Origin of the sequence: Nonomuraea polychroma, from assembly GCF_004011505.1 — a bacterium.
Classification (GTDB): domain Bacteria; phylum Actinomycetota; class Actinomycetes; order Streptosporangiales; family Streptosporangiaceae; genus Nonomuraea; species Nonomuraea polychroma.
This window is the reverse complement of the sequence record NZ_SAUN01000001.1, coordinates 6,769,659-6,784,733: the sequence shown is the minus strand read 5'-3', so window position 1 is coordinate 6,784,733 and position 15,075 is coordinate 6,769,659. Positions and strand designations below refer to the sequence as shown.

At 70.1% G+C, this 15,075-nt stretch carries 10 protein-coding genes; 2 read left to right on the top strand and 8 right to left on the bottom strand.

The window, feature by feature from the left end:
* Positions 1 to 31: 31 nt before the first annotated feature.
* A complete protein-coding gene (locus EDD27_RS30940; RefSeq protein WP_127935515.1) occupies positions 32 to 859 on the bottom strand; it encodes a nuclease-related domain-containing protein in 828 nt (275 codons plus the stop codon).
* 203 nt (positions 860 to 1,062) lie between these two features.
* Here EDD27_RS30940 and EDD27_RS30935 point away from each other — a divergent pair, with 203 nt between their 5' ends.
* Positions 1,063 to 1,353: a hypothetical protein gene (locus EDD27_RS30935; protein ID WP_127935514.1), complete on the top strand. Its 291-nt coding sequence runs from the start codon at positions 1,063 to 1,065 to the stop codon at positions 1,351 to 1,353.
* A 10-nt stretch (positions 1,354 to 1,363) separates the two neighbouring features.
* Positions 1,364 to 1,729: a TPM domain-containing protein gene (locus EDD27_RS30930; RefSeq protein WP_127935513.1), complete on the top strand. Its 366-nt coding sequence runs from the start codon at positions 1,364 to 1,366 to the stop codon at positions 1,727 to 1,729.
* Between the two features lie 227 nt (positions 1,730 to 1,956).
* Here the strand turns inward: EDD27_RS30930 and EDD27_RS30925 are convergent, their stop codons facing one another.
* The 7 genes from EDD27_RS30925 to EDD27_RS30895 all read right to left on the bottom strand — a co-directional run bounded on the left by EDD27_RS30925 (position 1,957) and on the right by EDD27_RS30895 (position 15,067).
* Complete coding sequence (locus tag EDD27_RS30925) at positions 1,957 to 2,907, bottom strand: hypothetical protein (RefSeq protein ID WP_127935512.1); 951 nt, start codon at positions 2,905 to 2,907, stop codon at positions 1,957 to 1,959.
* A gap of 29 nt (positions 2,908 to 2,936) precedes the next feature.
* The gene (locus tag EDD27_RS30920) at positions 2,937 to 4,220 is read right to left on the bottom strand and encodes a serine/threonine-protein kinase (protein WP_127935511.1); all 1,284 of its coding nucleotides are present in this window, start codon (positions 4,218 to 4,220) and stop codon (positions 2,937 to 2,939) included.
* A 76-nt stretch (positions 4,221 to 4,296) separates the two neighbouring features.
* Positions 4,297 to 7,125: a TIM-barrel domain-containing protein gene (locus EDD27_RS30915; protein ID WP_127935510.1), complete on the bottom strand. Its 2,829-nt coding sequence runs from the start codon at positions 7,123 to 7,125 to the stop codon at positions 4,297 to 4,299.
* Positions 7,122 to 10,397, bottom strand: a complete 3,276-nt coding sequence (locus EDD27_RS30910) for a TIM-barrel domain-containing protein (protein WP_127935509.1) — start codon at positions 10,395 to 10,397, stop codon at positions 7,122 to 7,124. The genes EDD27_RS30915 and EDD27_RS30910 overlap by 4 nt, the downstream gene beginning before the upstream one ends.
* A gap of 12 nt (positions 10,398 to 10,409) precedes the next feature.
* Positions 10,410 to 12,707, bottom strand: coding sequence for a glycoside hydrolase family 31 protein (locus EDD27_RS30905; protein ID WP_127935508.1), 2,298 nt, complete (start codon positions 12,705 to 12,707; stop codon positions 10,410 to 10,412).
* Entirely contained in the window at positions 12,704 to 13,786 is a 1,083-nt protein-coding gene (locus tag EDD27_RS30900; protein WP_127935507.1) for a glycoside hydrolase family 15 protein, read from the bottom strand. Before EDD27_RS30900 ends, EDD27_RS30905 begins: the two co-directional genes overlap by 4 nt.
* Before the next feature lie 18 nt (positions 13,787 to 13,804).
* Complete coding sequence (locus tag EDD27_RS30895; RefSeq protein ID WP_127935506.1) at positions 13,805 to 15,067, bottom strand: ABC transporter substrate-binding protein; 1,263 nt, start codon at positions 15,065 to 15,067, stop codon at positions 13,805 to 13,807.
* Positions 15,068 to 15,075 lie beyond the last annotated feature (8 nt).

Below are 15,075 nucleotides of genomic sequence, written 5' to 3'. Positions count from 1 at the left end.
CGCCGTACCGGCACGGGTTCGTAGCGGCTGGTCAGTCCTCGCCGTACCGGGCGGGGAGCTCCCTGGCGGCGATGTCGTAGATCCGGTCGATCTCGGCGGCGGTCAGCGCCCGATCCCGCTTGGTGATCCACTTGCGGGCACGGTCGCCCTGGTAGACGTCCACGCCGCGGATCGTCATGATCTTCCATGGCACGGCCGGGCCGTAGATGGCGAGCGAGGGCACGACCGACACCTCGCGGCCGAACGACTTGCTGATCAGCTCGCTGGCCCGCGAGGCCTCCCATTTGGCCTCGTTGAGCCGGGTCTTCTGGTCGAACGGGCCGTGGAAGAGCTTCTTGCCCATCTGCACGCGTACCGGAAGGCGTTTGTCCCACTTCTCGGAGTCGACCGCGTACACGCCCGTCGGGCCCACCACGAGGTGGTCGATCTGGGCCTCGCTGTTGGGGATCGCCCTGGCGTGCAGCGTGCGGTAGCCCATGCGCTCCAGCTTGCGGAGCTGCGCCTCGGTGCGCCGCTCCGCCACGGACGCGCGCCGCCAGGCAGGAACGGACGAGTGGGAACGCGCGCGATAAACCGCCTCCAGGATCGCCGCGACCACGCCCGCGGTCACGCCGACCCGCCATTCGTTCACGAGGAAGCCCACGACCAAGGCCACGCCGATCGCCAGCAGCACGCGGTTGCGCAGGCGGCGGAAGCGTGGTTGTCGCAGGAGGCTACGCATCGACGCGCGCTCTACCGGCGCGTATGTGGAGGTGGGCGCCGATGGCTTGGGGGCGGCGGTCTGCTCGCTCTCCGGCCGGTCACTCACCCAGATCGGTGACGCTTGGTGACCGTCTTCTGGCTGCTTGTCGGAGTCCACGTAACTCACCGTAGCCCGGGAATCTGACTGAATCCTAGTGTTGCCCTGTCCATAGTTTTATGGCCCAGCTCATCGTGTTCTACGCCCGGTTTCGGGGTATTACTAACGTTCTTCTCTAGAGAAGCTTACGGGTCGTACAAGATCCTAACGCGTCGCGCGCATGGGGTCTGGCCGGACCCGCTCACGAGGTTTACGTTCATGGTGTGAACAGCGCGGCAGAGATCCTGCTCTTTCTCTTCGGGGTGTCCATAGGGCTGTTCGTGCTGATCAGCCTGCTCGTCATGGTGCCGGGACGCGGCTCGCGGCGGCCGATCGAGTCCGGCCCGGTGTGGTTCGGCGGTCCGTCGGGCAGCGAACGCGGTGTGAGCACCTCCGGTCTGGTGCTGGCCGACCGGGTGCCGCACTGGACCACCGTGCCCGAGACCGACTGGGTGGCCGCGGCCGAGACGGCGGAGCCGAGCCGGCACGTCGGCGGCGCGTCGGCCGGATGGTGAGGCTGACACGATGCGAGGACTGACCACCGCTCAGGCGGACGACATCAGAAAGGCTCTGCGCACGGCCGAGCAGCGCAGCGGGCTGCGGTTCGGGTTGTTCCTCGGGGAACCGGTCGGCGGGCGCCGCCAATTCGCCGAACGCCTGCACGCCGCGCTGGGCGAGGAGGCCGGCAACGCCGTGGTGATTCTGGTGGACCTGAAGGGCCGCGGGCTGGAAATCGTGACGGGGGAGCAGGCCAGGCGGCGGCTGAGCGACAACGCCTGCCGCCTCACCGCCATGTCCATGGCCACCGCCTTCAGCGTCGGCGACTTCATCGGCGGCCTCCTCTACGGCATCGCCTCCCTGACCGAGGCGGCGACATCTCGCCGTCCCTGACCCAGTCCTTACGGTCGCCCTCCGTCACCGTGCGCGCCGTATCCCCTTGAATCCATCCTTCTTTACGGTCGCCGAGCGTCACCGCGCGCCGCAGACCCAAAAACATCTTTCCTTACGGTCGCCCAGCGTCACCGCACGCGCCGTAGACCCTTGCCGTCTGTCATGGCCGGTCGTGAAGGCTCACGGGTTGCTCGCCGTGACGAACGCATGCTTGACCGGCTCCGTGGTCAGAGGCGTTCCAGCAGCGAGACGACGTGGGTGCTCACGCCGTTCAGCAGGGTCGCGGGCTCGATGGGGGCGCCGGCGATTGCGGAGAAGAGGGAGGGCAGGCCTGGGAGGGGGAAGCCGTCGTCCTTGAGGGCGGCGGCGCCTATCGGGTTCTTGTCCAGGGCTGTGCGGCTGCGTTGCCAGGCGTCGAGGACCTCCTCAGGGGAGGGGACGCCGAAGCCGTGGCCGACCGGGGCGGCGTGGCGCAGGCGCACCAGTGGGGTTTCGGCGAAGGTGAGAGCGGTGCGGGCGCGTAGCTGGAGGTCGGTGCGGGGTTCCGGGGCGATCCAGTCCATGGCCGTGCAGGGATTGCGGCAGGCGGCGACGCAGACGGCGAGTGCGCCGGCCACCTGGCTGTGCTGGCGGTCGAAGTAGGCTCGCCAGCCTTCGTTCGGCTCCGTGGCGACCCGGAGCGTCCGGTTTGTGGCGGACTGCTCGGACTTGGTGTGGTCGCATTCCCGGTCGCCGATCACGCCGAACCTGCTGCCGGCCGCGCTCAGGCCCTCGGGCCAGCGGGTCGGATCGCCGGCGTGGCCGAGGTGCGGCTCGAAGGCCAGCAGGGGCAGGTATTCGCTGGCGATGTGCACGGCGGCGATCATCGGGCTCAGCTCGCGACGGTGCCACCGGACGGCGATCACTTCGAGCAGCAGCCCGTAGGCCGGTCGCAGGGACTCCAAGGCGCCGCGCGGCTGCTCGCGCGGCGTCTGCGGCATGTGGCAGGCCCGTGCCCGCCGCCTCAGCTCGGCGGGCACCGCCTTGGCCTCGGCCGCGAAGTCCTCCGCGTCGAGCGTGAGCAGCCGGTGCCCGAACTCGCACACCTCGGCGACCTCCGTCACCGGCGCGAGCGCTCCAAGATCGGCGAAGGCATGGCGGCGGGCGAGGGCGATGAGAAGATCACGAGTCGTATCCACGCGACGACTTTCTCACGAGCGGAAAGGGGTCATGGACACGGCTCACGTATGCACTGGATGTCGGTGGTCGGCTTGCCCGCCGTGGGCTCGGACGACGGCTCCTCCGCCCCCGGCGTGGTCGGCTCCTGAGACGGCTCCTGCGTGGGCTCGGACGTGGTGGGCCCGGTGGTGGGTGTGCTGGTCGGCGTGGTGCTCGTGACCGTCGCCGAGGGGGCCGGCGACGGGCTCGCCACGCGGGTCGGCTTGAAGCTCGGGGGACGCTTGGTCGTGGGCCCGGACTGCGGCCGCGTGGCGGTGGGTGTCGTGGGCGACGGTGTGACCGAGGTGTCCTGGACGGTCGGCAGCACCTCGTCGTCGGTGATCGCCGTCGTGGCCGGGCGCAGCCAGACGGCGCCTGCCACGGCCGCGGACACGACCACGGCGGCGGCCGCGGTGAGCACTGCTCGCACGGCGCGGCTGCGGCGCGGCGCGGGCACCGGCGCCGTGCCCGGGGCCGCCAGCGCCCGGCGTGCGGCCTCGGCCATCGCCGCTGCCGACGGCCAGCGCTGGTCGGGCGTCTTCTCCAGCGCACGCTCCACCACCTGCCGCGGCCCCGGCGGCACGTTGCCGGGCAGGGGCGGGACGGGAGAGTTGAGGTGCTTGAAGATGATCTGTACGGGCGTGTCGCCCTGGAACGGCAGGTATCCGGTCAGGCACTCATACGCCACCACGCCGAGCGCGTAGACGTCGACCGCCGGCGTCACCTCGCTGGCGGTGGCCATCTCTGGAGCGCAGTAGCCGGCCGAGCACAACATCGTTCCCGTGGCCGTCAGGTGGCCGGCCGAGACCGAGTGGGCGATGCCGAAGTCGGTGAGGGCCACACCGCCGTCCGGCCTGATCATGAGGTTGGCGGGCTTGACGTCGCGGTGCACGATGCCCTGCGCGTGTGCGGCGGCCAGCGCGTCGCCGACCTCCGCGACCAGGCGCATGGTGGCGTCCGGGCCGAGCGGCCCGCGGCGCAGCACGCGGTCGAGCGACTCGCCCGGCACGTGCTCCATGACCAAGAAGCTCACCCGGCGGCCGTCGACGTCGGCGACGCCGTAGTCGTAGACGTCGACCACGCCGGGGTGGGTCAGCGTGGCCATGGCCCTGGCCTCGTTCTGGAAGCGCTGGGCGAACGTGGGGTTTTCGGTCAGCGCCGGGATGAGCACCTTGACGGCGACGGTGCGCCCCAGGACCGTGTCGTCGGCACGCCACACCTCGCCCATGCCCCCGCTGCCCAGGCGGTGGGCCAGCACGTAGCGGTCATTGAGGGTGGTCCCCGCGCCTAGCACGCCATCGAGGCTAACACCGGGGCTTCGATGACATGGCCAAACACGGGGGCACGTAACGGCGATGTCGCCGTCGGTATCAGAATGCGCCCGTGGTCGTGCCGCCGCTGCCGGTGGCGGGGGTGGTGAAGGAGGTGTTGGCGCCCGGTTGCCACTGGTCAGCGGTGTCCGGGAAGCCAGTTTCCTGGCGCTTGACGCACTTCCACTCGACGGCGGTGTTCGGCGGGAGTTTGCCGATCGTGCCGGTCCAGGCCGGATAGGCCGTGGGCGACAACTTGACCGCACTCGCCACCGACCAGGAGCCGAGCTGCGGGACGCTGCCGACGGCGTAGACCGACTGGCCGGGCGTGGTGGCGCCGTTGTCGCACCTGAACGTCATCGACGCCGGCGCCTGCCCGAGCGTGAACGCGAACGTCTTTGCCGTGGTGACGCTCGCGCTCGCCGCCTTGGCGACGATCAGGTTGCCGCCCGCGTTGTACCAGCCGCTGGCCGCCGCGTCGAAGGCGCTCTTGGTTGCGTGCTGGGTGAGCGGGGAGCCGTTCAGCGTGACGGCGGACGCCTGGGTGTCGGCGACCAGCTCCACCACGGTCGCCCTGCCGGCGGGTGCGCCGGTGTGGGTGCCGCTGGAGGCGGCGACGGTGACGGTGGCCGTGGTGCCGCTGAGCTGCTGGCTGATCTGGGTCGTGCGGACGGAGCCGCTCTGGTAGGCCGTCGTGGCCCCGTCGTCCTCGTAGAGGGTGAAATCGGTGGACGTGGTGTGCGGGTACACGCGCGCGATCAGCTCGTTCCTGGTCGTGCCGTCGGTCCGCTTGCCCATCACGTTCATGGTCTTGTCGTCCACGTGCGCCTTCGGGATGATCGCCCCCGCCCTGGCGAAGGCAGGCAGGCGGAACACCCCGTTCACCCACAGCGGGCGGTCGGTGAACCACTGGCCGGAGCTGGTGAGCTTCTCGCCTGTGGCGTAGTCGTACCAGGTGCCGACGGGCAGGTAGATGTCGCGGTCGCGTTCGCCCGCGCCTGCCACGACGCCGACGAGCAGGTCACGGCCGATGAGCTTCTCGTGGCCCGTCTCGCGCACGTTCGGGTCGTTCTGGTAGTAGTGCACCAGCGGCGGGACCACGGGCTCGCCGTAGCGGTGGGCGCGGTGGGCCAGCGAGTAGTAGTAGGGCGCGAGCTCGTACCGCTGGCGCAGGTTGGCCAGGTTGCTGGCCTTGTGGCCAATCTTGTCCGGCGAGGTCTGGGCGCAGTTGCACAGGTTCTCCGTGTGCGGCCGCACCGGCACCTCGAACCAGGAGCCATTGGCGAACCACTGCGTGTAGAGCTCGTTCAGATCCGAATTGAGCATCTCCCTGCGGAAGCCGCCGATGTCGGAGCCGAAGTAGTCGATGCCGGACATCGACATGTGCATCTGCACGTTCTGCTGCTGGGCCAGCGCGGTCAGCTTGGAGCCGATGTCGGCCGACCACATGGCCACGCCGTGCCGCTGGATGCCGGCCGCGCCGGAGCGGGCGAGCATGAACGGGCGCTTGGTGCCGGAGGCGTAGCCGCGGGCCACGCTCTCGGCCCACTTGAGGTTGTAGACGTTGTGGTAGTCGGCGTGGGCGTGCTTGCCGGGCAGCACGCCGGAGGCCCAGTCCCCGGCGTCGTACATCTCCGGCTCGCCCAGGTCCAGCCAGTGGCCCTGGACGCCCTGGTCGGCGAGGGGCTGCCGCTTGAGCGTGTGCCAGTAGTCGGCGGCCGCGTCCTGCGTCCAGTCGATCATGCCGCCCCGGCCCCACCAGTCGTTGGTCGTCAGGTAGACGGGGGCGCAGCCGGAGCAGCCCGACCTGACGAGATAGCCGCGCGCGGCCAGGTCGGCGTGCTCGGGCAGGTTCTTGCCGACGTACGACTCCTCGATGGTCATCAGGCCGATGCCCTTGTTGGTCGCGTAGTCGTTGATCGTGGCGGAGGTGTTGGGGAAGGCGGTCGTGTCCCAGGAGAGCGTGCCCATGCGGGTGTTGTCCGAGCCGGCCGTCACCCCGCCGAACCAGGGCAGGTCCAGCACGAACCCGTCCACCGGGAACGCGTCGGCACGGAGCCCGCTGAGCCGGTTGTCGATCTCGGCCCAGTTGTCGTAGCCGAACTCCGACACCCACATGCCGAACGCCTTCTTCGGCGGCACCGGCGGCCTGCCGGTCAGTTCCATGTAGTCCTTGCGCAGGTCCGGCAGGTCGGGCCCGGTCATCGTGTACCACCTGAGCTGGTCGCCCCAGGTGTCCACCGTCCAGGGATCGCCCGTCAGGTTCCATTGCTGCTTGTAGACCTGGTCGAGCAGCAGGCCGTAGTTGAGGTTCGACGCACCTACCGCGAACAGGACCGGGATCTGCGTGTTGCCGACCGGGCCGTTGTCGGTGTCGAAGACCATGGCGTTGCCGTACGTGCCGCCGGGGGAGCGGGTGCGGCCCACCCAGTCGCCGTCGGCGCTGCCGCCCATGAAGAACTGCTCGCCCAGGCCGTAGGCGTTCTGCGTCGAGCCCTTCGTGATGGTCAGGCCCTTCCACGGCTGGGCGAGGTTGCGCGGGCACGCCTCGTACAGCAGCCGCGCCGGGTCGGAGACCTTGACGCACAACGTCCCGGCCGTCACCTCGACCTTCATGGCGGGCGTGGTGAGCACGTTGCCCGACTGGGTGAAGTCGCTCGGGCCCAGGTAGTCCTTCTTGGCCACTTGGGGGGTGGTGAAGATCGAGGTGTTCACGCCGGGACTCGTCCCGGCGGCGAGCTCGAAGTGCACGAGGTCGTCGTCGAGGAACTCCACGATCAGGTACGCCGACCCGCTGGTGAACTCCACGCGCTGGACCGCCGCCTGGGCGGAGGAGGCCACCAGCGAGGGCATGAGCAATGCCGCTAAGAAGACGAGCGCGCGTGTCATGGCCGGGCCACCACCAGGTTGTCGAGGTTGATCCCGCCGGTGTTCGCCGCCTCATAGGCGATCTTGACGGTATGGGCGCCTGCCGTCAGGGACGTCGTGAGCGTGGCCGTGCCCCACGTGTCCCAGTTCGCCAGCGCGGGCAGCGAGAGCGTGCCGGCCGGCACGCCGTCCACGTAGACGGTCCTGGTGGCGTTCACGGTGGTCGAGTAGCGGAACGTGAGCTGGTGGCTGCCCGCCGCGTCGGCCTTGACCTGGAACGTGACCGCGTCGCCCGGAGTCGCGAAGCCGTCCGCGAAGCCGGTTCCCGTGTAGCCGGAGTGATCGGTGTTGGTCGAGGTGCCGGTGCCGGTCGCGAACTCGGCCTCGTAGGCGCTCTTGTGCACGCCGTTGAGCGTGACAGTCCTGGTGGCGGCGCTGCTCGCCAGTTTGACGTGGGTGAGCTGCTGGACCGGGTCCCACCACCAGCCCTCGGCGGCGGCCTTGAGGTCGGCCAGGGTGGCACGCGCGGTCGCGCCCGTCACGGAGGCGGGCTTGGTGCTCGCCACCTGCAGGGTGCTGGTCGTGGTCAGCGGCGGCACGGTGACCGTCACCGCGTGCCCGGCCCAGTTCTCCGCCGAGGTGATGGTGCGGGTGGCGTTCGCGGCGTCCTCGAAATAGGCGTAGGACGTGGTGCCTGACGGATAGATGCGGAAGGTCAGGTTGGTGTAGGTGGCCACGCTGTTGCCGATCTCGCCGCCGAGCAGGTAGTCGGCGTTGAGGTTGAGCGGGATGATCGCGCCCGGCTTGGCGTAGACGGGGATCGTGTCCAGGCCGGCGTTGTAGGTCTTGGTGCCGGGGCCGGTGAAGCGGCCGCCGTTCCACAGGTCGTACCACTCGCCGGCGGGCACGTACACGCTCTTCGACGTCGCGCCCTGCGTGGTGATCGGCGCGACGAGCAGCTGCGAGCCGAACATGTACTGCTGGTCCAGGGCCGCGGCCGTCGTGTCGCCGGGGAAGGCGAAGCTCATCGCGCGCATCATCGGCACGCCCGTGGTCGCGCTCGCCTTGGCCTCGGTGTAGAGGTAGGGGATCAGATTCATGCGCACGTTGGCGAACCGCCGGAAGGCCGGCACGACGCTCGTGTCACCGGTGCGTGCCTGCACGTTCCAGGGGGTGCGGGCCTCCGACGTGCCCGGATTCGCCTTCTCCGAGTGATACTGCATGATCGGCGAGAACGTCGCCTGCGCCGCCGAACGCAGGTAGAGCTCCGCGCTCGGGAAACTCCCGGTGAAGCCCGCCAGGTCCCAGGCCGTGTACGGCACCCCCGACTGGCCGGCGCTGAGCTGCGCCCTGACCGCCTCCTGGAAGGCGGAGAAGCTGGAGTTCTGGTCGCCGGCCCAGAAGATCGACCTGGTCTGGGCGCCTGCCGTGCCGGCCCGGCTGAAGACCGTGCCGTCCGGCCTCTTGCCCTTGACGTAGGAGTTGTATGCGCCCGTGTAGCTGTTGGGGTAGGCGTTGTGCATCTCGTCGCCCTTGCGGCCGTCGGCGAACTGCACACCCCGGCCGAAGATCGCCTCGCTGCCGTCGGTCTTGAAGCCGTCGATGCCGATCTCGTCGATCAGGTAGTCGCGCTTGCTCATCCACCAGGTGGTCGCGGCCGTGCTGGTGAAGTCGGGGACCATGCTGTCGCCGAACCACTGGCCGGTCGGGATGCGGTAGGGGCCGTTGGCCGGGTTCTTGGCGACGTAGCCCTGTGCCTCCGCGTACGCCTTGTCGTTGAGGTGCTGCTGCGGCGCGGTCGGCGGGTTGGTGTCGAAGTTCTCCTTGAACACCGGGATCTGCCAGAGGATCACCTTGATCCCCTTGCTGTGGGCGTTGTCCACCATGGCCTTCGGGTCCTGCCACGCCGTGCCGGCGGGGAAGGTCAGATCGCGGTAGGACAGCTTGCCGCTCCCCGGCGTGGGTGTGTACGTCGCGCCGTGCCAGACGTAGAACGTCGCCTCGTCGCTCCACTGCTCCAGCACCATCGCCGTGTGCGGGATCTTGTACGCCGCCACGTCGGCCAGCGCGGCGTTCACCTCGGCCTGGGTGTTCCACTCGTTGGCCGACATCCACACGCCGAAGGCCCACTTGGGCGGGAGCAGCGGACGGCCTGAGGCCGCCGTGTAGTCGTCCAGGATCTCGGCCGGGGTGCCCGCGTAGAAGTGGTAGTCCAGCGTCGAGTCGAGGCCGCCGCCGGTGTCCACGGTGAACCCGGCCAGGTCGCTCAGGTGCGTGCCGAGGTTGAAGATCGCGTACCGGCTGGTCGGGATGTAGATCCCGTAACCGGCCGAGTTCAGGAAGAACGGCACGCTCAGGTAGGTGCGGCGGGTCGCGCCCTGGTCCCGGTACTGGTTGTAGACGTAGTTGTGCACATCGGTGCCGCGCTGGTCGAGCCGGTCGTAACGCTCGCCGAAGCCCTCGAAGCGCTCGCCGGCCGGGGCCATGAAGTGGTCCTCGATCTTGGTGATCGTCGTGGCGCCGTCGCTGGCCCAGCCGATGTTCCTGAACGTCGCGGGGTCGTACTGGCGGGTGATCAGCGTGGTGCCGTCGCCCTTGTAGACCGACAGCCGGTACGGCGACTTCTGGATCTTCAGCACGAGCGAGCTCGTGGAGATCGTGAGCGTGCTCGCCGAGTTTGTCACCGTATATCCAGACACGCCGGAAATGTTCAGACCCTGCCCGCTGGGCGCGATCTGGGTCCTGAACCGGTCGAGCGCCGGGAACGCGAAGCGGATCTTCGGTGTGAAGCTCCCGGCGCTGTCCCCGGTCGTGACGTCCACCGACGTGCCGTTGTCGGTGAATCCGGTCACGTTCGTCACCGTGCTCCAGGAGGTGACCGTGAACGAGAACGGGCCCGCGCTCTTCTGCCCGCCCCCGTTCACGTCCGCGTGGACGGTGTAGGAGATCTTGTCGCCTCGGGCGAACGTGCCTAATCCGATCTTCCAGTAGCTGTTGTTGCCGCTGTTGTAGTCCCAGGCCGCGCCGATCGGGGTCTGGTCCGCCCCGTTCTTGGTCCAGGTGACCCAGACGGTCTGGCCCGGCTCGATCGGCCACGTCGTCGCCTTGATCTGGACCGCCTCGCCGGCCATCGGGTCACGCGGCACCCGTTCCGTCGGCTCGGCCGAGTAGAGATCGTCGATTCCGGTCGGATTGTGGTACACGCCCGCCAGCGCCAGAGCGGCGGGAACGGAGACGAAAGACGCTGACAAGGCGATCACCACCACGATGACGGCCGACCGTAACCGGCTCACGGATACTCCTTCTCAGAGAGCGAACACGGGGGAGAGGCGGGCCCAGTGCTCGGCCGCGCAGAGGACGGGCGGGCGGTCGAGCGGCGCGGGGAGGCGTACCTCCTGGCCGCCGGCCAGCGGGCGTCCCGTCCAGACGTCGATCCACTTACCTTCCGGTAGATAGACGGAAATTTCTGAAATGTCGGGCTCGGTCACGGGCGCGACCAGCAACGCGTCCCCGAGCTTGTACTGCAGCGGATACCGCCACACGTCCGGGTCGTGCGGGTGGTCGAAGAACAACCCGCGCATCAGCGGCGCCCCGCCGCCCACCGCCTTGCGTGCCTGCTCCGCCAGGTACGGCACCAGCCGCTCACGCACCTCCACCAGCCGCCTGAACACCGGGATCACCCGCTCGTCCCCGGTCCGGTCGGCGACGTTCCACGGCGTGCGGTCCCTGATGGGCGTGCGATGGTGGTTGAACTCCGAGTGGTACTGCATGATCGGCATGAACGCCGCCGCCCCGGCCGCCCGCAGGTACAACTCCGCGCCCGGCACCTCGCCGGAGAACCCGGCCAGGTCCCATCCCCAGTAGACGATCCCGCAGGCCGAGGCCGTGATCCCGGCCTTGACGGAGGAGCGGAACGCCTCCCACGTCGAGTCCTCGTCACCGGCCCAGAAAGCCCCGTGCGGCTGCGACCCGGCGAACCCGGCCCTGCTGAAGGTCACCGGCGCCTTCCCGCACGCCCGGAGCAGATCGCCGAAAGCGCGGGCGTAGTGGACGGGGAACAGGTTGTTGCCCTCCGCACCGTCCCGCCCGTCCGCATACCGCAGGTCGTGGCCCCAGGCGTGCTCGCCGCCGTCGGTCTTGAACCCGTCGATCCCGACCTCCTCGACCAGGTAGCGGCGTTTGGCCGTCCACCAGTCGCGGACCTGCTGCGACGACAGGTCGGGCATGAGCGCGAGCGGGAACCACCACCCGCGATTCCGGTACGGGCGGCCGTCCGCCTCACGCACTCCGTAGCCGCGCTCGACGAGCTGCCGGGCGTCCACGGCGGCCTGATGCCGGGGATGCGGGCGCATCTTCTGCAGCGGAATCTGCCAGAGCAGCACCTTGATGTCGCGCTCGTGCAGCTCGTCCACCATGCCCTTGGCGTCGGGCCACGGCCCGTCGGCAGGGAAGGTGTAGTCGGCCAGGCGATGCGGCTCCTCCGACGCCTCGTACGCGGCCCCGCGGAAGGCCGTGAACGTCGTCTCGTCGCTCCACGCCTCGATGACCAGCGCGCCGACGGGGATCCCGTGCTCGCGGTGCCGGTCCATCTCGGCCATCACCCGCTCCTGCGTGTTCCACTCGTTGCCGCTGGCCCACAACCGGAACACCCACGACGGCAACTCGGCAGGCCGGCCGACCTCGTCCAGGAACGCGCTGAGCACGTCCGCCGGCTCGGGCCCGTCGTGGAAGCGCACGCCGAGCACGCCGTCCCGCCCCACCTCCGCCTCCACGCGCAGCCGATCGCCGACGTCGTACCAGGTCCGCCGCGAGGTCGCCACATGCAGGCCCCAGCTCGCCTCGCCCCCCACGACCAGCGCGAACGGCATCGGCAGGTACGTGCGCCCGTGCCGCCCCTGCGCCTTGTACTGCTCGAAGACGACCGCGTCGAGCCGAGCTCCGTCGCGCCCACGCTGGTCCACGGCGTCGAACCGCTCGCCGAACCCGACCACGTGCTCCTCGGGCCGGAGCGCCACGTCGAACCGCACCCGCAGCACGCCGTCGGCGTCCGCGAGCCACCGCACGCTCCCGGGCACGAGCCGGTCGGCCCCCTGGACGTCCAGCTTCCCGCCGTCGCCCGACCAGCTCGCCGCCGACACCTCGAACCATCGGCTGGTACGGCTCCCGCCACCGGCCAGGCCGGCCCGGAAGCGGTAGGAATAGCGGCGCCCGGCCTCCAGGACCGGCGTCCGCACGGCCCACGATCCGGCCGCGGCGCGAGCGGCCCTGGCCTGAGCGGCGGCAAGATGGCCGCCGTCGACCGCCGCGCCCGACCCGCCGTCCGCTGCCGGCTCGGCCTCTGCGCCTGACGCGGTGCCGGCTCCGGACTCCGCCGGCGCGCTCGCCTGCGGTTCGGCCCCAGCCTCGGGGTTGCGACGACCCAGCGGCAGCTCCACCGGCGCGTCCCCGTCCACGGCCCACTCGCACACCACCGACTCGACGCTCGCCGAGGCCCGGACGCGCAGCTCCACGCTCTCGCCGTCCAGGGGCCTGGCGGGCACCCGCTGGTCCTCGGTCGCCGCATACGGATGCCCCGACCCGAACGGCCGATGCCTCATGCTCATGCCCGCACCCCCAGCTCGTCCGCGAGGATCAGATACATGCCGTGCGACCACAGCAGCGGCGTCGCCACCGGGCCCCACCGGTCGAGCCACTCCTGCAGCCGCCCGGGCGCCAGCAGCAGGTCCGACACCTGCTCCGGCAGATCCCCCTCCGGCGTCGCCTGACCGGCCATCCAGTCCAGATAGCGGCGGGCCTCGGCGGGCCGTCCCGCGGCCGCGTGGTTCCAGCCGAGAAACCCGGCCAGCAACACCCACCGGCCTCCGCCGTAGAAGGTGTCGTCGAGGTAGCGGTAGACGCCGCCGTCCCTGGCCAGCTGCCGCTCGACCTCGGCGACCGTCGCCGCCCCGACCGGATGCCCGGCCGGATACAGCCCGAACGGCTCCACGCACGCCAGCAGGCTGCCGTCCACGGCGTCGCTGCCGAGCCACTTCCGCAGCCGCCCGCCGGTGACACCCTCCCGCTCGACCAGCTCGGCGACGGCCTCGACCGCCTCCAGCGCGGCCGCCTCCTCGGCCGCGCTCAGCACGCCGAGCGCGACGGCGGCCCGCAGGCCCGCGTGGATGGAGCCGAGCGTGGCCACGTGCCGCTGCTCGACGTGCTCCTCCCACCAGTCGTAGCAGGGCAGGTGCCAGAACGCCGTCAGGTAGCGGGCCGCCGCCCTGGCCCCCTTCTCGACGCCGGGCACCACCCTGCCGTGGCGGGTGGCGTGCTCGCGCAGCGCCCAGAGCCACGTGCCGTACCCGTCGAGCTGGAAGTCCCACCACTCGTCCGCGCCCTCCACCCCGTCGAGCGTGAAGCGGGTCGGCAACATCTCGGCGACGGGCACGCTCTCGCCGCGCGCGGCCCGGGAGACGAGCGAGTCCACCTGGCCCGCCCGGTCCCCGACCACGCGGGCGCACCAGGCGTGGAAGGCGTCCGCCCCGGCCACGTCGCCGTGCCTGCTCACCCCCTCGGCGATGAACGCCCCGTCCCGCAGCCACGAGTAGCCGCGGTAGGCGGAGAAGGTGGGCGAGGCGGGATAGGCCCCGGTGGGCGACTGCAATCTTCTGATCACGTCGAGGCTGTGCGCGACGAGGGACAACGAATCTCTCCTAGATTTCTATCCGAGCAGGGCGTCGACGTCGGCCGCCGCGGCCTTGAGCGCGTCCTCCACGGACGTGCGGCCGGCGGCGGCCTCGGTGAGGTGCTTGGTCACCGCGTCCTGCATCTCCTGCTGGCGCTTGATGACCGGCGGCAGCGCGATCGACTTGAGCGAGTCGAACACGGCCTGCCGGTTGGCCGGCTTCGGGTCCTTCAGGTAGCCGGAGAGCACCTGCTGGTCGGCGACCGGCGGAAGCTCCCAGGACGACTGGATGCGCGTGGTGGCGGCGACGTTCGACGACGACAGGAAACGGGCCCACGCGTAGGCCTCCTTGCCCGCCTTGGTGCTCGACGAGACCGCGACGGCGTTGTGGAAGACCGCGCTGGCCTTGCCGGCATCACCGGGCTCGACGACCACGTCCCACTCGAACGGCACGTCCTTCAGCCCCGCGAACTGCCAGATGCCGTTGTGCCACATGGCGAGCTTGCCGGACTTGAACAGGTTCGTGTCGTAGTCCGCGGTGCCGCCGATCTCGGCCTCGGTCGGCATCGTCTTGCCCACCTTGCCGATCAGCCACTTAGCGGCCTTGATCCCCTCGGGGCTGTTGAACGTGGACTTCTTGCCGTCGGCCGACAGGAACTCGCCGCCCGCCTGCTTGAGCGTCTTGTAGAACTCGAAGAACTGCACCGGCTGGAAGTCGCCGTAGACGCCCTTCTTCCGGTCCGTCAGCTTGGCCGCGGCGGCCTGCTCGTCGGCCCACGTCCAGTCCGCCGTGGGCGGCTCCACCCCGGCCTTCTCGAACAGGTCCTTGTTGTAGAAGAGCACGACCGTGGAGAAGGAGGCCGGCACGGCGTACTGCTTGCCGTCGCGCTTGAACGCGTTGAGCGACTCCTGCGCGTAGACCGTGGTGTCGCCGTCACCGGCCACCGTGCCGAGGTCGAGCAGGGAGCCGGCGCTGGCGTAGGTGACGAAGTTCTCGTAGTTGAGCTCGAACGCGTCCGGCGCGGTGCCGCCGGCGATGCTGGTCTGGAGCTTGGTGAAGTACTCCTCGAAGGGCGCGGTCTCCACCACCACGTCCACCTTCGGGTTCTCCTTCTCGAAGGCCTTCTCGATCGTGTCCAGGTCCTTGAGGTGGTCGGGGGCCGCGGAGAACGTGAAGTACCGCACGGTGGTCTTGCCGTCGGCGCCGGTGGTGGCCCTGGTGGCCGACCCCTGCGAGCAGGCGGAGGCGAGCAGCGCTATGGCCGCCACAGTGGCAGTAATGACGGTTTTTCTTGACATAGGGGGGA